This window comes from Hydrogenophaga sp. (assembly GCF_051860785.1).
Lineage (GTDB): Bacteria > Pseudomonadota > Gammaproteobacteria > Burkholderiales > Burkholderiaceae_C > Hydrogenophaga.
Window position 1 is genome coordinate 179,796 of sequence record NZ_JBIMLB010000001.1, and the last position, 17,399, is coordinate 197,194.

General features: G+C 68.3%; 13 protein-coding genes. 5 read left to right on the plus strand and 8 right to left on the minus strand.

From position 1 onward, the window contains the following. Positions 1-268: 268 nt before the first annotated feature. The 8 genes from ACTIF6_RS00860 to ntrB are packed head-to-tail and all read right to left on the minus strand — an operon-like array spanning position 269 to position 6,940. On the minus strand, positions 269-1,291 hold the full coding sequence (locus tag ACTIF6_RS00860; protein WP_439586110.1) for a formamidase: 1,023 nt from the start codon (positions 1,289-1,291) through the stop codon (positions 269-271). Further along, a complete protein-coding gene (locus tag ACTIF6_RS00865; RefSeq protein ID WP_439586111.1) occupies positions 1,288-2,430 on the minus strand; it encodes a hypothetical protein in 1,143 nt (380 codons plus the stop codon). The genes ACTIF6_RS00860 and ACTIF6_RS00865 overlap by 4 nt, the downstream gene beginning before the upstream one ends. Continuing rightward, complete coding sequence (locus ACTIF6_RS00870; RefSeq protein WP_439586112.1) at positions 2,427-3,122, minus strand: nitrile hydratase subunit alpha; 696 nt, start codon at positions 3,120-3,122, stop codon at positions 2,427-2,429. Before ACTIF6_RS00870 ends, ACTIF6_RS00865 begins: the two co-directional genes overlap by 4 nt. Beyond that, entirely contained in the window at positions 3,103-3,447 is a 345-nt protein-coding gene (locus ACTIF6_RS00875; protein ID WP_439586113.1) for an SH3-like domain-containing protein, read from the minus strand. Before ACTIF6_RS00875 ends, ACTIF6_RS00870 begins: the two co-directional genes overlap by 20 nt. 3 nt (positions 3,448-3,450) lie before the next feature. Next, entirely contained in the window at positions 3,451-3,774 is a 324-nt protein-coding gene (locus ACTIF6_RS00880; RefSeq protein ID WP_439586114.1) for a hypothetical protein, read from the minus strand. A 12-nt stretch (positions 3,775-3,786) separates the two neighbouring features. Beyond that, positions 3,787-5,172, minus strand: a complete 1,386-nt coding sequence (locus ACTIF6_RS00885) for an ABC transporter substrate-binding protein (RefSeq protein ID WP_439586115.1) — start codon at positions 5,170-5,172, stop codon at positions 3,787-3,789. A gap of 38 nt (positions 5,173-5,210) precedes the next feature. Then, entirely contained in the window at positions 5,211-6,092 is an 882-nt protein-coding gene (locus ACTIF6_RS00890) for an ABC transporter ATP-binding protein (protein ID WP_439586116.1), read from the minus strand. Then, entirely contained in the window at positions 6,089-6,940 is an 852-nt protein-coding gene (gene ntrB / locus ACTIF6_RS00895; protein WP_439586117.1) for a nitrate ABC transporter permease, read from the minus strand. Before ntrB ends, ACTIF6_RS00890 begins: the two co-directional genes overlap by 4 nt. A 414-nt stretch (positions 6,941-7,354) precedes the next feature. Here ntrB and ACTIF6_RS00900 point away from each other — a divergent pair, with 414 nt between their 5' ends. The 5 genes from ACTIF6_RS00900 (at position 7,355) to ACTIF6_RS00920 (ending at position 17,385) form a co-directional block, all read left to right on the plus strand. Beyond that, positions 7,355-8,314, plus strand: a complete 960-nt coding sequence (locus ACTIF6_RS00900) for a LysR family transcriptional regulator (RefSeq protein WP_439586118.1) — start codon at positions 7,355-7,357, stop codon at positions 8,312-8,314. A gap of 96 nt (positions 8,315-8,410) precedes the next feature. Further along, on the plus strand, positions 8,411-9,676 hold the full coding sequence (locus ACTIF6_RS00905; RefSeq protein ID WP_439586119.1) for an efflux RND transporter periplasmic adaptor subunit: 1,266 nt from the start codon (positions 8,411-8,413) through the stop codon (positions 9,674-9,676). A gap of 11 nt (positions 9,677-9,687) precedes the next feature. Next, positions 9,688-12,819 carry an efflux RND transporter permease subunit gene (locus ACTIF6_RS00910; protein WP_439586120.1) on the plus strand — a complete coding sequence of 1,044 codons (3,132 nt, stop codon included), beginning with the start codon at positions 9,688-9,690 and terminating at the stop codon, positions 12,817-12,819. After that, positions 12,816-15,953 (plus strand): efflux RND transporter permease subunit, encoded by a 3,138-nt coding sequence (locus ACTIF6_RS00915; RefSeq protein WP_439586121.1) that lies wholly within the window; start codon positions 12,816-12,818, stop codon positions 15,951-15,953. The genes ACTIF6_RS00910 and ACTIF6_RS00915 overlap by 4 nt, the downstream gene beginning before the upstream one ends. 4 nt (positions 15,954-15,957) lie before the next feature. Beyond that, the gene (locus tag ACTIF6_RS00920; RefSeq protein WP_439586122.1) at positions 15,958-17,385 is read left to right on the plus strand and encodes an efflux transporter outer membrane subunit; all 1,428 of its coding nucleotides are present in this window, start codon (positions 15,958-15,960) and stop codon (positions 17,383-17,385) included. Positions 17,386-17,399 lie beyond the last annotated feature (14 nt).

The window sequence follows — 17,399 nt, forward strand, 5'->3', positions numbered from 1 at the left end:
CCAAGCACCAATAGCGAGTTCCGCCATCTCGGCGCTTCCCCACGGCAATGATTCTGCAACTCATGCGCGAATTATCGTGGAGCGAGATGTGTCAAGGAATAAGGTTTTCTTCGGGACGAATGATGCCGCCTGGCGTTGGGACAGCTCGGGAAGCAGGCGCCGCGTCTCCTGGTTGTGCCTGCTCCTGGGGCAGGCTTTACCGCCTGGTGGTTCCTGCTGCGCCCACCGCCACCGCCTAGCACCCCGGTCCCTGGAGCATCCGCTAGATTCAAGTCTTCGTGGTCCCGACCGGCATGTTGTCTAGTGCGTGCACCCGCGTCGGTGGTGGAAAGCCGCAGGAGGTGCCGTCGGTGTGGACCACTTGGGCTTCCCAGGGCAGGGTGAAGTTGCCGTTCACCATGTCGTGCATGAAGGTGTAGGGGCAGTCCATGGCGCCGCCTTTGACCGCCACATAGCCTCGGTGCCACAGTTGATAGGGGTTGTTTTCCACGCCCCAGTGCTGGCGTGCCTCGCGCACCAGGTCGGGCCGCACCTCGCAGGTGATGACTTCGTCGGCCCGTCCGCCGCCCTCGACCATCACGGTGCCGTCGAAGTTGCAGAACATGGCTTCGCCCATGGAGTCGAAGCTGCCGTCGCTGCCGCACAGGCAGACGCTGGCCGTGACCATCAGGTTCTGGAAGGCGTTGGCCTGGTTGGTGATCTTCCAGGCGTGGCGGATCGGTGGGGTGTAGCCGGCGGTTCGAAGCATCAGTTCGGCGCCCTTGTAGGCGCACTCACGGGCCATTTCGGGGAACATGCCGTCGTGGCAGATGATGAGCGCGAGCTTGATGCCCTTGGGGCCGTCGATCACGGGGATGCCGACGTTGCCCGGTTCCCAGGCTTCGACCGGTACCCAGGGGTGAAGCTTGCGGTAGTACAGGGCCACTTCGCCCTGGTCGTTGATGACGATGCCGGTGTTGTAGGGGTTGCCGTTGGGGTTGTATTCCATCAACGAGAAGCAGCCCCACAGCCTGTGCTCCACGCAGGCCGCCTTGAAGGCGGCCACTTCGGGTCCGTCCATCGAGCACATCAGCTCTGCGCTGGTGTTCATCGACAAGCCGTGCAGCGCGTATTCGGGGAACACCACCAGGTCCATGCCGGCGTTGTTGCGCCGGGCCTTGCCCACCATGTCCACGATGCGCTGGGTCTGGCGCGCGAGTTGTTCGGTGGTTTCCACCACCGGCAGTTGCAGTTGCACGAGCCCGACGACCACGCCGTTGGGGGATTTGTTCAAGCCGCTGAGTCCGCTCATGGTGTTTGCTCCAGAAGGTGGGGGGTTCGTGTGGGGCGCGCGGGTGGGCCTTCGGCCAGCACGCGCAGGAAAGCCTCGTCGGCAGAGACCCAGGGGGCGCCTTCGAAGCGGCGATACAGGTCCAGCATCGGCTGGATGACTTCGAGGCGGGGTTGTCCGTGTGCATACGGGCGGTTCAGCGTCACGGAAAAGTAGCCCCGGGGCCGGAACGGGTTGCCGCTGGATTCGGCCGTCTGGAACCACAGGGTGTAGTTCAGTCCGCCGCCCTGGCAGGGCGATGCCTGGGCCGAGAACTGCACGTCTTTCACGGACGCCAGCCGAAGGTGGCAGTGGTGTTCGTGCTGGGCACCGATCTGCCAGGACACGTGGCCGTGTTCTTCGAAGCGGTGCACGCCGTCCAGCCTTTCGGTCTGGAACTCCACCAGCACCTGGTCTCGGTGAATCACCAGCGTGGCATCGGGAAGTGCCAGGGCCGCACGCAGCAGCGGCAGGACGATGGGATCGTCGCCCCGCGCCACGGGCGGCGCGGCGCGGGGGTGGAGTGCGCGCAGCACCTCGTCCCAGTCCTGGGCTTCAACACCGGCGTGCTCGCGCAGCAGTGGCAGCAGGGCCATGCCCATGGGGGTGCCGCGCACCGGCTCCTCCACCACGATGTCGGTCAGGCCAGGGTGGCGGCGCAGTTGTGCGCAGGCCCGCTTCAGGAATCGGCTCGCTGCACCGAGGTTGAGCGAGTCGCCGTCGTAGGGCGTGGTCAGCATCAGCGAAAGCAGCCACTCACCCTCGCTGGTGAGCAGGCGCACCTCGAAAGAGGGCTTGAAGCCCAGGCAGACGCTGGGTGCGAGCGTGAAGCGGAAACGCTCCACACGCCCGAGGTCGATGTGCAGGTGGTGGGGCACGCCAGTCAGCCGCAGCTCTCGCACGCCGATGAACATGCCGTCGTACCGCTGGGGCAGCAGGCAGGCGCCATCGCCAGGGACCAGTTCCGAGATCGCCCCGCCGCTCCAGCGGCCGCAGGCCAGCGTGATGCCCGGCATGTCCAGCCAGCCGAGCAGCATGTCGTGGAAGGCGTCCACCCGGTGGCGCATTGCCTCCAGGGCATCGGGCGGCAACTGGCCCAGCGGCGGTGGGCGCGCGCTCATGCCGTGGCTCCGGCGGTGGCTTGTGCCACGCCGATCATGCTGTCGCGGGTGACGATGGCGCGCAGGCCGTCTTCATCGAGGTGCTCGGTGCCCGGTGGGCGCAGCGGCAGCACCAGAAAGCGCATGTCGGCGTTGCTGTCGTGCACGTGGATGGCGGTGCCTGGCGGCAGCGTGAGGCCGAACTCGCGCAGCACGGCGGCCGGTTCGCGCACGGCGCGTGCGCGGTAGGCCTTGCTGATGTACCACGAAGGGGGCTGGCCGAGGATCGAGCGCGGGTAGCAGGAGCACAGGGTGCACACGATCAGGTTGTGCACCTCGGCGGTGTTCTCCACCGCGACCAGTTGCGCCTCACCGATCTTGATGCCGAGTTCGGACGCGCCGTTCTTGCCGTTTTCCAGCAGGCGCGCCTTGAACGCAGGATCGACCCAAGCGCGGGCCACGATCTTCGCGCCCAGGTGGGTGCCGGGGGCTTCGATGTTCTGGATCTCCAGCGTGACTTCGCCAGCCGACAGGATGCCCTTTCGGATCAGCAGGGCCTGCAGGGCGTCCACCATATGCTGGCCTTCGAGGTTGCCGGCCTCGTCCTCGACCACGAGGGGCGGAACGTGGTGGTCGTGGTGATCGTGATCGTGGTGATCATGGCTGTGGTCGTGGTCGTGGTCGTGTGGCGAGTCAGGGCTGTGGGTGTTCATGGTCTGTCCTCGTGTTCGATGGGGTGGCTGGCTGAAGCCAGTGGTCGTAGATCTCGATGCACAGCACGTCGCTGTCGGAGCGGACCTCGTCGGGCCACAGGTCCTTCATGCGAAAGCGCACGCGGTACAGCGGCACCAGGGGCCCCGAGACATCGCCGACCGAAAGCGCTTCCGGGTTCAGGAAGTAGCCGCAGAACTGCAGCACCTCGCCTTGCCGGTGGCGCACATAGAACGGTGTGCGCACATGGCCGGCCTTGCCAAGGTCCAGCACCTCGACGGCATCGCCGACCTGAAACCGCACGGGTATGAGCGTGGAATCGACCATCGTTCAGCGGCAGGGATCGGTTTCACCCCAGTGGGCGCGGGTCCGCTCGAGCTCCTGCATCACCTCGTCGCGTGTGATCAGCCCTTTTTTCTGCAGGGTGTCGATCATGGCTTCGAGGCGCCGACGGTAGAACGAGTAGCGCTGGTACTTGTCTTCGCCGAAGCTCTCGAAACCCAGGCGCAGTTCGTCCAGCGAAAGCACGCGGCGCGTGGCGTCGCCCAGCAGGTTGCGGATCGCCTCCACCTGCTTTTCCCAGTGTTGCCAGGGAAGTTCGATCTTCTCGATCGGGCCGGCATGGTTGCCGCCGATGTCGTGGTAGCCCCTCATGTCTGGCTCCTTTCAGCTGCGGCGGATGTCGAAGCTCTTGACGTACTCGTCCGGCCTGGTGGCGTCGAACACCTTGCCCATCACGGTGTGGCGTGTCGAGCGGGGTGGTACCGCCAGGCCCATGGCCTCCATGCGCTGGCGCGCGTCGGTGGAACGGAACACCTCGCGCGCGACGGCGGTCAGGTCCAGTTGGGCCGGGACGATGCCCCAGCGCTTGAGTTGCGTGAGCACCCATATGGCGGTGGACTCCTGTGGCAGCGACTGGAAGCCGATGCGGTCCCGCCGCTCGACCACCTTGCCCAGCCCGTCGGCGTAGCGGCCCAGCAGCACCTGTTGCAGCACGGGCAGCGGCTGGTTCAGGTACTCGCGCGGCGCCATCAGGTCGGCCACGTTCTGGCGGTTCTCATACTTGTCGGCATAGGCCGCCGCACGCGCCACGGCGCGGAACATCGCGCCATACGAGTTCGGGGCTTCGGTGATGAACTTGTCGGTGACCGACAGCACGCAACACGGATGGTCGGGGAAGATGTCGCGCGAGAGGGCTTGCAGGAAGCCCACGCCTTCGAACACGGCGCGCTGGTTCCAGGGTTCGGCGAAGAACATGCCATCGAGGTTGCCGGCGGCCATGTTGGCCACGGAGTCCGGCGGCGGGAACACGCGCAGCTCGACGTCCTTGTCCGGGTCCAGGCCATGCTCGGCCAGGTAGTAGCGCAGCAGCATGGCGTGGATGGAATGGTCGTGCGGGATGCCGAAGCGAAAGCCCTTCCAGGTCTTCGGATCGCGCCGGTCCTTGTGTTTGACGTGCAGCGTCAGCGCGTCGCCGTTGATGTTCTGCACCAGTGAGGTGTAGGTCTTCACCGGCGCGGCACCGACGCCGAGGGACATCGTCATGGGCAGGGCCAGCACCATGTGCGAAGCGTCGTATTGGCCGTTGACGAGGTTGTCGCGCGCCAGTGACCAGCCCGGCGTGCGCATCAGCTTCACGCTCAGGCCTTCCTTCTGATATTCACCCATGGCATCGGCCAGCAACATGGGAATGGTGCAGGTGATGGGCACGAAGCCGAGCGTGAGTTCCTTCTTCTCCAGCGGGCCGGTCTCCTTCGCAATGGCCTGTGCCATGCCCAGCGGAAACACGCTGGCGATGGCGGCCAGGGCGGTGCGCGCACCCACCGCCTTGAGAAAGCCCCGGCGAAGCTGGTCGTCGGGAAACAGCGCCTTCACCACCGCGCTTTCCACGCTGCGGTCGATGAAGTTCTCCTCGCCCACGTAGCTTTGGGCGGGCATGGCGTCGCCCAGTTCGGCCCGGTGGGCTTCCATCGAGGAATGAGCTCCGCATGGACAAAGCGCCTGGTAGCGGGTGCGCCCTTCATCGGAGAGAGGGGTGTGGTCTGGGTTCATGGGGTTTCCTTTGCAAGATGGAGGAATGGCGATGGGGTTCAGACGCTGCTCGGGAGCGAGTTCAGCTGGGGCCGTACGACCGGTGGTCGCCGGAGGTCCTGGTGCAACGGCTGGGGTTCGGCCGCTTGTTCCGAGCGATTGACCAGAAATTCGAGCAGGTGATTTCGCATGGGCGTGTAGTGGGCATGCCGGTGCACATCCGAGCGGGCGCGAATCACGGGAAGGGTGTTCTCGACGATCTCGCAGATGCGGGCGCCGGGCCCGCTGGTCATCAGGACGATGCGGTCGGCCAGCAGGATGGCCTCGTCGATGTCGTGCGTGATCATGAAAGTGGTCTGCCGCCGCTCTCGGCAGATGCTCACGAGTTCGTCCTGCAGCTTGCCGCGTGTCAGCGCATCCAGCGCGCTGAAGGGTTCGTCGAGCAGCAGGATCTTGGGCTCGATGGAGAGCGCTCGCGCGATGCCCACCCGCTGGCGCATGCCGCCAGAGAGTTCGGCAGGCCGTTTGCGCTCGGCGCTGGTCAGATGCACCAGCTCCAGGTAGCGCCGGGCGTGTGCCAGGGTCTGTTCCTGCGGCCATTGCGGCCACCGGCTCTGCACCGCGAACACGATGTTCTCGAGCACCGTCATCCACGGCAGCAGTGCGTGGCTCTGGAACACCACTGCTCGATCGAGATGAGGGCCGTCGAGCTGCTTGCCATCGAGCAGCACATCGCCTGATGTCGGCTGGTCCAGGCCCGCCAGGATGTTGAGGATGGTGGTCTTGCCACAACCCGAGTGTCCGATCAGGCAGATGAATTCGCCTGGGAAGACATCGAACCAGAGGTTGTCGAATACCGGTTGCCGCGCATCGTAGGCCTTGGCGATGCCTTCGATCCGCAGCAGCGGCTGCAGTGGGGAGGAGGTGGGATGGGTCATCATTCTGCGTAGGAGAATCGGCGGCCCAGCGCGGCCAGCATCCCGTCAAGCGCCACGCCCACGAGACCGATGGCGAGGATCGCCACGATGATGTTGGCGATCTGCAGGTTGTTCCATTCGTTCCAGATGAAGTAGCCGATCCCGGTGCCGCCCACCAGCATTTCGGCGGCCACGATCACCAGCCAGCCAATGCCGATGGAGATGCGCATGCCGGCCAGGACCGTGGGCAGCGCTGCGGGCAGCAGCACGCGCCGCACCAGGCGCAGGCGGCTGGTCTGCAGCGTGCGTGCGACGTTGATCCATTCCGTGCGCACCCGCATCACACCGAAGGCGGTGTTCACCAGCGTGGGCCAGATTGAACAGATGAAGATGACGAAGATCGCGGAGGTCTGGGCGTCCTTGATGGTGTAGAGCGCCAGTGGCAGCCAGGCCAGGGGCGAGACGGGCTTGAGCACCTGGATGAAAGGATCCAGCGCGCCGTGCATGGTGGGTGACATGCCGATGAGGAAGCCCAGAGGAACGGCCACGGCCACGGCCAGGCTGAAGCCGATCAGCACGCGCACCAGGCTGTACCCCACGTGCAGCAGGAGACCCGGTTGCTGTGTGCCAGGGTATTGCAAGGGGCTCGCCAGGTGCCCGGCGATGGCGCGGCCCACATCACCTGGCGTGGGCAAGGCAGAGCCTCCCTTGGCTGCCGCGCCCATCATGGCTGCGTATTCCGCATCCATGCTGGCTCCCGCATCGCCAGAGCCGCCGACCAGTGCTTGCCACACGAGCAGCAAGGCGAGCAGGAAGGCGATGGCGAGCAAGGCTGCACGAGCTCTGTGAGTGAGGGAAGGCGTCGTGCGCATGTTCATCTGTTCATCTGTCCGTTTGCGTTGTCCAGCGTGTCGGGCTCTGGGTAGGCACCATCTGCGTGCGTGCCACACCGAATCGTTTCAGGCCCATCCATCGCAAGTTGCAAGCCGCCGCGGCGGAGGCAGGGCACAGGCAGGCCAGCGTTTCGCGCCCTGTTCACCTATGAAAGGCGTTGAATCCCCGGGCCGGGAAAGCCGGTGCGAGCCGCGAAAAACGGGCTTATGAGTGATAGGTCCGGACTTATCGATCCAGGGCGGCGTGCACATCGATGGTGCGAGGCGCGCTCGCCGAAGCGCCGTGTTGATGCATCTGGCCTATCAAGCCCGCGTGCCTCCGCGCCGTGCTTTGGTACACAAATTGCAGGTGACGGTCATGACCACGGCTCACATCCGCACGGGCGCCCCCCGATGATTCGAGGCATCGAATGTCTGCTGATGCTGGAGGAAACCCACCACTTCGGCGCTGCGGCCAAGAAGCTGGGCATGTCTCAGCCCTCGCTGTCTCAATGCATTGCCGCGCTGGAGCGCGAACTGGACATCCGGCTGGTGGTGCGAGGGCGCAATTTCGAGGGGTTCACACCGGCGGGTGAGGCCGTGACGCAGCAGGGGCGGCGCGTGCTGCGCGCCATGGGCGACCTGCGAGAGATGGTTGATCGCTGCCGCCCGGATGCACGGCGGCGGTTCGTCATCGGGATCATTCCGATCACCACCTTTGTGGCGCCGCTGCTGTCGGCGCTGGTCATCGAGCAGAGCCCTGCGGCTTCGCTGGTGGTCGAGGTGGGCGACATGCATTTCGTGGCGCGTGGCATCCGCGAGCGCAAGCTGGACGCGGGAATCGTTTACCTGGTGCCTGAAATGCTTCGCGATATGGTGCAGTACGCCCTTTACGAGGAGACATACTGCCTCGTCTCGCCCGCCCGGAATGCCGGAACGCCCTCGCGCCCGGTCAGCTGGGCCCATGCGGCCACGCTGCCCCTGGCATTGCTGTCGCCGGAAATGCTGAACCGGCGTCTGGTGGACAAGGTGTTCGAAGACCTCGGTCTCAAACCGACGGTCCGGCTGGAGGGTGATTCGATCCTCTCACTGTTGACCCACGTGGAGAGTGGTCTCTGTTCTGCCATTGTCCCGAGGAGCAGCATCTCTTCGTTGCCGGGGATCTGGGGTCTGTCGGTCCGGCCGTTGGTGGACCCGGTGGTCAAGCATTCCGTGGGCCTGGTGATGCTCAAGGAGGTGGTCGCGACACCCTGGGGCCAGCAACTGGATACCTTGTTCCGCAGCCCGGGCGTGGAAGCACGTTTTCGGCAGTTCAGTCATATCGCAGCGAGAGACCGCCAACAGGACACCGAGCCAGGCCGGCAAGGCGGCTGAACCGGGGGCGACTGTTTATCATGGCCATGGCAGGCGTTGCCAGAAGACGGGATGGCGCCTCATCCTTTCCTGTCCGCACCTCCTCTCCGTTCGCCCATGCAGTCCGACCCCCACGATCCGGCCCAACCCTCCGCCGCACGCAAGTCCCCCTGGCCGCGCCGCGCGCTCTGGGTCGCCCTGCTGCTGGGCGCCGGCTTCGCCGCCTGGTGGTTCCTGCTTCGGCCACCGCCACCGCCGCCCAACACCCCCGGCCCCTGGAGCATTCCCATCCCCGTGCGGGTGGAAACCGCGCGCACCGAAGACTTCACCGTGCAGGCTCGGGCCGTGGGCACGGTGACGCCTTACAACACGGTCACGGTGCGCAGCCGGGTGGCTGGGCAGCTGGCGCGGGTGCTGGTGCGCGAAGGGCAGAAGGTGACCAAGGGCCAGTTGCTGGCCGAGATCGATCCTGAGCCTTTGCGCGTGGCGTTGGCGCAGGCCCAGGGCCAGCAGCAGCAGAACCTGGCCCAGCTTCGCAATGCAGAGAGCGAGCTGGCGCGCTACGACATGCTGTTCAAGCGCGACGCGGTGGCCCGCCAGGTGCTGGACAGGCAGGCCGCGCTGGTGCAGCAGCTGCGGGGCACGCTCAAGAGCGACGAGGCGCAGGTGGACAACGCGAAGCTGCAACTCTCTTACACGCGCATCACCGCGCCCATCGCCGGGCGGGTGGGCTTGCGCCGGGTGGATGCGGGCAACCTGATTGCGGCGAACGATGCCAATGGCCTGTTCACGCTGACGCAGACGCAGCCGGTTTCGGTGGCGTTCAGCGTGCCCGAGCCGCAGGTGGCCGATGTGCGCGCCGCGCACGATACGGGCAACAACCCGCCAAGGGCCGAGGCCTGGGACCGCGACAACCGCACGCGCCTGGCCGTGGGCCGGCTGGACACGCTGGACAACCAGATCGACGCGGCCACGGCCACGCTGCGGCTCAAGGCACGCTTCGAGAACGCGGACGACGCGCTCTTTCCCAACCAGTTCGTGAACGTGCGGCTGGCGCTGCGCACGCTGCCCGGGGTGGTGACCATTCCCACCGACGCGGTGCAGCACGGCTCGCGCGGCAGCTATGTGTATGTGATCGCCGATGGCAAGGCCCGGGTGCGCACGCTCACGCTGGGCCCGGCGAGCGGCGGACGCACCGTGGTGCTGCAAGGGATTGCCAGCGGTGAACCGGTGGTGCTCGAAGGGCTGGACCGGCTGGAGGATGGCCGCGCGGCGAACATCGTGCAGCAGCCGGAGCCGGCGCAGTTGCCGGCCGCCTCGCCGTTGGCGCCGGAAGCCGCTGCACCTGCTGTTGCTGCGCCAGCCTCCGCCCCGGCGCGTTGACGAAGGGCGCCATGTCCGCCGCCGCGCCGCTCTCGCTCTCGCGCCCTTTCATCCTGCGGCCGGTGGCCACCTCGCTGCTGATGCTGGCGATGCTGATCGCTGGGCTGCTGGCTTGGCGGCAGTTGCCTGTGTCGGCGCTGCCGCAGGTGGATTACCCGGTCATCCAGGTGTTCACCTTCCAGCCCGGCGCCAGCCCGGACGTGACCGCGCGCACCGTCACCGCGCCGCTGGAACGCCGGTTGGGGCAGATTCCGGGGCTGGTGCAGATGTCGTCCACCAGCGCAGGCGGCGCTTCGGTCATCACCATGAAGTTCGCGCTGGAGGTGAACCTGGGCGTGGCCGAGCAGGACGTGCAGGCCGCGCTGCAGAGCGCCAACAGCATGCTGCCGTCCGACCTGCCCGCGCCGCCGATCTACCGCAAGGTGAACCCGGCGGACGTGCCCATCCTCACGCTGGCCATTGGCTCCGAAACGCTGCCGCTGCCGCGCGTGGTGGACCTGGTGGACACGCGCATGGCCGGCCAGCTCTCGCGCCTGCAGGGCGTGGGCCTGGTCAGCCTGGCGGGTGGGCAGCGCCCGGCCATTCGCGTGCAGGCCAACAGCCGCGCGCTGGCGGCCAACGGGCTCACGCTGGAAGAGCTGCGCACGGCCATTGCGGCGGCCAACAACAACCAGCCCAAGGGCAGTTTCGATGGCGCGCTGCGCAGCACCATGCTGGACGCCAACGACCAGCTGCGATCGGCCGCCGAGTACCGCCGCCTCATCGTGGCTTGGCGCAACGGCGCGCCCCTGCGCCTGGCCGACGTGGCCCAGGTGGAAGAGGGCGCGGAAGACCGCTTCCTGGCGGCCTGGGCCGGCATGGCCTGTGCCGAGGGGCAGGCCAGTGGCTGCGGTCTCGCGCCTGCGGTGCTGCTCAACATCCAGCGCCAGCCCGGTGCCAACGTGATCGCCGTGGCCGACCAGGTGCGCGCGCTGCTGCCGCAGCTAACGGCCACGCTGCCGGCCACGGTGAAGGTGCAGGTGGTGTCGGACCGCACCGAGAGCATCCGCGCTTCCGTGCGCGACGTGCAGAAGGAACTGCTGTTTGCCATTGCGCTGGTGGTGCTGGTCACCTTCGTTTTCCTGCGCACGCTGCCGGCCACGCTCATTCCCAGCGTGGCGGTGCCGCTCTCGCTGGTGGGCACCTTCGCGGCCATGTACCTGCTGGGCTATTCGCTCAACAACCTGAGCCTGATGGCGCTCACCATCGCCACCGGCTTCGTGGTGGACGACGCCATCGTCATGCTGGAAAACATCGCGCGCCACCGCGAGGCCGGCGCCGGGCCGATGGAGGCCGCGCTCAAGGGCGCGAGCGAGATCGGCTTCACCCTGGTCTCGCTCACGGTCTCGCTGGTGGCGGTGCTGATCCCGCTGCTGTTCATGGCCGACGTGGTGGGCCGGCTGTTCCACGAATTCGCGGTCACGCTGGCGGTGGCCATCGGCATTTCGCTCGTGGTCTCGCTCACGCTCACGCCCATGATGGCCGCGCGCATGCTGCCCCGGCCGGCCAGCCACGGCGCGCAGAAAGACTGGCTGAGCGGCACCATCGAGCGCTATGGCCGTGGGCTCGACTGGGTGCTGGCGCGCCAGCCGCTGGCGCTGCTGGCCCTGGCCGCCACGCTGGTGCTCACGGCGCTGCTGTACCTCTGGGTGCCCAAGGGCTTCTTCCCCGTGCAGGACGCGGGCGCCATCCAGGTCGTGACCGAGGCGCCGCAGAGCGTGTCGTTCGGCGCCATGGCCGAGCGGCAGCAGGCGCTGGCCCAGGTGCTGCTCGAAGAGTCGCCGGTGCACAGCGTGTCGTCCTTCATCGGCGTGGACGGCAGCAACGCCACGCTCAACAGCGGGCGCATGCTGCTCACGCTGGCGCCGCATGCCGATCGTTCGGTGTCGGCCAGTGAACTCATCGAACGGCTGCGCACGCGTGCTCGCGAAGTGAGCGGCATCGAGGCCTGGTTCCAGCCGGTGCAGGAACTGGGCATGGAAGACCGCATCAGCCGCACGCAATACCAGTTCACGCTCAGCTCGCCCGACCGCACCCTGCTGTCGGACTGGACCGGCCGCATGCTGCAGGCCCTGACCGAACGGCCCGAGCTGGCCGACGTGGCGAGCAACCTGCAGCGCGAAGGCCTGCAGGCTTTCCTGGAAATCGACCGCGACGCCGCCGCGCGGCTGGGCCTGCGCATGAGCGACATCGCTTCGGCGCTGCAGAGCGCGTTCGGCCAACGGCAGGTGAGCACGCTGTTCACGCACGCCAGCCAGTACCGCGTGGTGCTGGAGACGGACGACGCGAAGCTCGGTGGCCTGCAGGCGCTGGAGGGTGTGTTCGTGAAGCCGGCCACCGGTGGTGCGGCCGCCGTGCCGGTGCCGCTGTCGGCCGTGGCGCGCGCGGTGGAGCGGCGCGCGCCGCTGGCCATTGATCACCAGGGCCAGTTCCCGGCGGTCACGCTGTCGTTCAACCTCGCACCCGGTTATTCGCTGGGCGAGGCGGTCGCGGCCATCCAGGCCGTGCAGGCGCAGGTGGCGTTGCCGGTGTCGGTGGAGCTGGCGTTCCAGGGCGCGGCCGAAGGTTTCCGCACCTCGCTGGCCAACACGCTGTGGCTGATCCTGGCTGCGGTGGTGGTGATGTACCTGGTGCTGGGCATGCTGTACGAGAGCGCGGTGCACCCGCTCACCATCCTCTCCACGCTGCCCTCGGCCACGGTGGGCGCGCTGGCCGCGCTGCTGCTGGCAGGCAGGCCGCTGGACCTGATCGCGGTGATCGGCATCGTGCTGCTGATCGGGTTGGTGAAGAAGAACGGCATCATGATGGTGGACTTCGCGCTCGACGCGCAGCGCCGCCTGGGCCTGTCGCCGCGCGAGGCGATCCACCGCGCCGCGCTGCTGCGCTTCCGCCCCATCCTCATGACCACGCTGGCCGCGCTGTTCGGCGCCGTGCCGCTCATGCTGGCCAGCGGCTCGGGCGCTGAATTGCGCCAGCCGCTGGGCATCGTCATGGTGGGCGGGCTGATCGTGAGCCAGGTGCTCACGCTGTTCACCACGCCGGTGGTGTACCTGGCGTTCGATCGCCTGACGCGCCGGCGCGCAGGTGCCGCGTCCAACCCATGAACGCGCTGGCCCGCTTCTTCATCCGCCGGCCCGTGGCCAGCTGCATGCTGGCCATCAGCATCGTGCTGGCCGGCCTGCTGGCCTTGCGCCTGCTGCCGGTGGCGCCGCTGCCGCGTGTGGATTTCCCGGTGATCCAGGTGCGCGCCAGCCTGCCCGGCGCCAGCCCCGAAAGCATGGCCGCCACCGTGGCCGCGCCGCTCGAACGCGCGCTGGGCAGCATCGCGGGCGTGACCAGCATCCGCTCCAGCAGCAACCAGGGCAGCACCAACGTCACGCTGAATTTCGACCTGACGCGCGACATCGACGAAGCCGCGCGCGAGGTGCAGGCCGCCATCAATGCCTCGCGCGGGCAGCTGCCTTCGGGCATGACGGGCAACCCCACCTACTTCAAGATCAACCCGTCGCAGGCGCCCATCATGGCGCTGGCCTTGTCTTCGCCGCGCCTGCCGCCTTCGGCGCTGTACGACAACGCCTCCACCGTGCTGGCGCAGAAGCTGGCGCAGATCGTGGGCGTGGGCGAGGTCTCGGTGGAAGGGGCCTCGCTGCCGGCGGTGCGGGTTCAGGCGCGGCCCGACGCGCTGGCGCACCGCAACATGTCGCTCGACGACGTGCGCCGCGCCATCGCCGACGCCAATGCCTGGCGCCCGCTGGGGCAGGTGGAGCAGGGCGGGCAGCGTTGGCAGATCGCCTTGCCCGCGCCGCTGCGCACGGCGGCCGATTTCGAATCGCTCGTGGTGCGCCACCAGGACGGCGTGCTGGTGCGCCTGGCCGACGTGGCCGAGGTCACGGATTCGGTGGAGAACCGCTTCACCAGCGGCTACCACAACAACGAGCCTGCCGTGCTGCTGATGATCAGCCGGCGCGCGGGCGCCAACATCGTGGAGACCATCGATGCCATCCAGGCCGAGTTGCCACAGCTGCGCGCGCTGCTCCCGGCCGACACCGAGCTGAAGACAGTGATCGACCGCTCGTCCAGCGTGCGCGCCACGCTGCGCGAAGCGCGCTTCACGCTGGTGCTCTCGGGCGTGCTGGTGATGCTGGTGGTGTGGGGCTTCCTGGCCAGCCTGCGCACCGCGCTCATTCCGGCGCTGGCGCTGCCGGTGGCGCTGATCGGTTCGTTCGCGGTGATGTGGTGGCAGGGCTTCTCGCTCAACAACCTGTCGCTCATGGCGCTGATCGTGGCCGCTGGCCTCGTGGTGGACGACGCCATCGTGGTACTGGAGAACATCCAGCGCCACATCGAGCAGGCGCGCGTCGCGCAGGCCGCGGCGGGCCAGCGCGAGGTGGGGCGGCGCACGGTCTGGCGCGCGGCAATGAAGGGCGCAGGCGAGGTCGGCTTCACGCTGCTGGCCATGAACCTCGCGCTCATCGTGGTGTTCCTCTCCATCCTGTTCATGGGTGGTGTGGTCGAGCGGTTGTTCCGCGAGTTCTCGATCACGCTGGTGGCGGCCATGCTGATTTCGCTGGCGGTGTCGGTCACGCTCACGCCCGCGCTGTGCGCCCACGGCCTGCCCGCCGGCCACCGCACGCGGGAGCCCGGCCCGGTGGCGCGCTTCATCGCCAGCCTGCTGGCCGATGTGCAGTCGGGCTACGCGCGCAGCCTGGGCTTTGCGCTGCGCCACCGCGTGTTCACCTTGCTGCTGCTGGCGGGCACGGTGGCGCTGAATGTTTGGCTTTACGTGGCCATCCCCAAGGGCATGCTGCCGCAGCAGGACAACGGCCAGCTCGGCGGCTTCGTGCGCGGCGACGATGGCTTCTCGTTCCAGGGCATGCAGTCCAAGGCCGAGGCCTACCGGCGCATCCTCGTGGCCGATCCGGCGGTGGCCGACGTGGCCGGCTCCAGCGGCGGGCGCCATGGCATCAGCAACTCGTGGTTCCGCATCCGCCTGAAGCCATTGGCCGAACGCGGTGAGTCGGCGCAGGCGGTGGTGGCCCGCCTGCGCGCCACCGCGCCGCCCATGCCGGGTGGTGTGCTCTACATGTCGGTCGACCAGGACATCCGCCTGGCCAGCGGCGGTGGCGATGGCGAATACGTGTTCGTGATGCGCTCCGATTCGCTGCAGGACCTGCGGGGCAACACCCGGCGGGTGGGCGAGGCGCTGCGCGCACTGCCCGAGCTGAAGGACGTGGACTTCGGCGCGGGCGAAGACGCGCAGCAGGTGGTGCTGGACGTGGACCGCGAGGCCGCGCGCCGCCTCGGCCTGCGCATGGACGTGGTGACGACGGCGCTGAACAACGCGTTCTCGCAGCGGCAGGTGGCCACGCTGTACGACCCGCTGAACCAGTACCGCGTGGTGATGGAGGCCGACCCGAACGGCAACAGCGAGCCTTCCGCGCTCGCGCAGGTGGACCTGCTCAACGACGCCGGCCAGCGCGTGCCGCTCTCGGCCATTGCGTCCTGGAGCTATGGCCTCACGCGCGATCGCGTGCAGCACGACGCGCAGTTCGCATCGGCCAGCATCAGCTACGCGCTCGCGCCCGGCGTGAGTCAGCAGCAGGGGCAGCAGGCGATCGATCGCGCCGTCCAGAGCCTGCTGCTGCCCACCAGCATCTCCACCGGCGAGCGCAGCAGCGACCCCAACAGCCTGCAGGCCACGCTCAAGCGCCAGCCCTGGCTGATCCTGGCCGTGCTGGTCACGGTCTACCTCGTGCTCGGCATGCTGTACGAGAGCCTGCTGCACCCGCTGACCATTTTGTCGACACTGCCTTCGGCCGGCGTGGGGGCGCTGCTCGCCTTGCGGATATCGGACACCGAGTTCAGCCTGATCGCGCTGCTGGGACTGTTCCTGCTGATCGGGGTGGTGATGAAGAACGCCATCCTGATGATCGACTTCGCGCTCACCGCGCAACGCACGCGTGGGCTGGCGCCGCAGGCCGCGATTCACGAAGCCGCGCTGCGCCGCCTGCGCCCCATCCTCATGACCAACCTGGCCGCGCTGCTGGGCGCGGTGCCGCTGGTGCTGGGCCTCGGGGAAGGCTCCGAACTGCGGCGCCCGCTCGGCATCGCCATCATCGGCGGCCTGGCCGTCAGCCAGCTGCTCACGCTCTACACCACGCCCGTGGTCTATCTTGCGCTGGAGCGCCTGCGCCGCCTGGTGTGGCGCGAAGAAGCGCCGGTCGCCACGGTCACCTGAACCCATGTCGAATCTGCCGTTTTCCTTTCACCGTCTCGCACCCGCTGCCGTGGTGCTGCTGCTCGCGGCCTGCGCCGGTACCGATGCACGCCGCTCGCCCGACATGGCGCTGCCCCCGACGTTCCTCTACGCCACCACGCCGGCAGATCCCACGGCGCCGAGCGCCACGATCGATGCGCGATGGTGGCGCGTGTACGCCGACGCCGACCTCGACCGGCTGCTGGAACGCGTGGGTGAAGCCAACGCCGACATCGCGGGAGCCGAAGCGCGCTGGCGGCAGGCCCTGGCGCAGGTGGACGCCGCCCGCGCGTTGTCATTCCCCCAGGTGGGCGCGGGCGCGTCGATCACCCGCAGCGGTGGCAGTGCGGGTGCGGTGGGGGGTGGTGCGGGCACGCGCCAGATCTACGCGGCCGGCCTCGACGTGTCGTGGGCGCCGGACCTGTGGGGCCGCGCTGCGCGCACGCGCGAAGCGGCTGCGGCTGGCGCCGAGGCGCAGGGCGCGCTGGTGGACGCCGCGCGGCTGGCCCTGCAACTGGCCGCGGCACAGGGCTATGTGCGGCTGCGCGCGCTCGATGCGCTGCGGGCACTGCAGATCCAGGCCGACGTGGCCTACGCGCGCTCGCTGCAGGTGACGCAACTGCAATACGAAGCGGGGTTGGTGGCGCGCGCGGATGTGATCCAGGCCGAGACCCAGCTGCAATCGCTGCGCACGCAGGTGTTTGCGATCGACCGGCAGCGCGCGCTCGAAGCCAATGCGCTGGCCTTGCTGGCGGGCTCCACGCCGACCGAGTACCCCATCCACCCGCGCGAAGGCGCGCTGCCCGCCGTGCCACCGGTGCCGGCGGCGCTGCCCGGCGAGCTGCTGCGCCGCCGGCCCGACCTGGCCGCAGCCGAACGCCAGCTGGCCGCCGCACACGCCCGGCTGGGCGTGGCGCAAAGTGCCTGGTTGCCGGACCTCACGCTGTCCGCCAGCCGCACGCTGCAGGCCAGCAGCCTGGCGCGGCTGCTCGATGCGCCGGCGCGCGTGTGGTCGCTCGGTCCGCAGTTGGCGGCCACCTTGTTCGATGGCGGTGCGCGCCGCGCCAACGAGGTGGCGTTCACGGCGGCGTACGACGAGCAGGCGGCGGCCTGGCGCGGCGGTGTGCTGGCGGCGGTGCGCGAAACCGAGGACGCGCTGGTGCAGGTGTCCACGCTGGCCGAGCAGGAACGGCAGCAGCAGCGCCTGGTGGAACTCGCCAACGAAAACGAGCGCGTGGTGGGCTTTCGCTACGAGGCGGGCGAGATCAGTTTCCTGGAAGTGGCCACGGCGCAGAACCTGGCACTGGCCGCGCGCCGCGCCGCGCTCGACGTGAGGGCCGAGCGGCTCGCCGCCAGCATGGCGCTGGTGGCCGCGCTCGGTGGTGGGTGGCAGGCGCCCACACCTGCGCCATAAGGAGCGCTGGTTGT

Coding starts and splice junctions, on each gene's coding strand:
- ACTIF6_RS00860 (WP_439586110.1), bottom strand. CDS start 1,291: ATGAGCGGACTCAGCGGCTTGAACAAATCCCCCAACGGCGTGGTCGTC.
- ACTIF6_RS00865 (WP_439586111.1), bottom strand. CDS start 2,430: ATGAGCGCGCGCCCACCGCCGCTGGGCCAGTTGCCGCCCGATGCCCTG.
- ACTIF6_RS00870 (WP_439586112.1), bottom strand. CDS start 3,122: ATGAACACCCACAGCCCTGACTCGCCACACGACCACGACCACGACCAC.
- ACTIF6_RS00875 (WP_439586113.1), bottom strand. CDS start 3,447: ATGGTCGATTCCACGCTCATACCCGTGCGGTTTCAGGTCGGCGATGCC.
- ACTIF6_RS00880 (WP_439586114.1), bottom strand. CDS start 3,774: ATGAGGGGCTACCACGACATCGGCGGCAACCATGCCGGCCCGATCGAG.
- ACTIF6_RS00885 (WP_439586115.1), bottom strand. CDS start 5,172: ATGAACCCAGACCACACCCCTCTCTCCGATGAAGGGCGCACCCGCTAC.
- ACTIF6_RS00890 (WP_439586116.1), bottom strand. CDS start 6,092: ATGATGACCCATCCCACCTCCTCCCCACTGCAGCCGCTGCTGCGGATC.
- ntrB (WP_439586117.1), bottom strand. CDS start 6,940: ATGCGCACGACGCCTTCCCTCACTCACAGAGCTCGTGCAGCCTTGCTC.
- ACTIF6_RS00900 (WP_439586118.1), top strand. CDS start 7,355: ATGATTCGAGGCATCGAATGTCTGCTGATGCTGGAGGAAACCCACCAC.
- ACTIF6_RS00905 (WP_439586119.1), top strand. CDS start 8,411: ATGCAGTCCGACCCCCACGATCCGGCCCAACCCTCCGCCGCACGCAAG.
- ACTIF6_RS00910 (WP_439586120.1), top strand. CDS start 9,688: ATGTCCGCCGCCGCGCCGCTCTCGCTCTCGCGCCCTTTCATCCTGCGG.
- ACTIF6_RS00915 (WP_439586121.1), top strand. CDS start 12,816: ATGAACGCGCTGGCCCGCTTCTTCATCCGCCGGCCCGTGGCCAGCTGC.
- ACTIF6_RS00920 (WP_439586122.1), top strand. CDS start 15,958: ATGTCGAATCTGCCGTTTTCCTTTCACCGTCTCGCACCCGCTGCCGTG.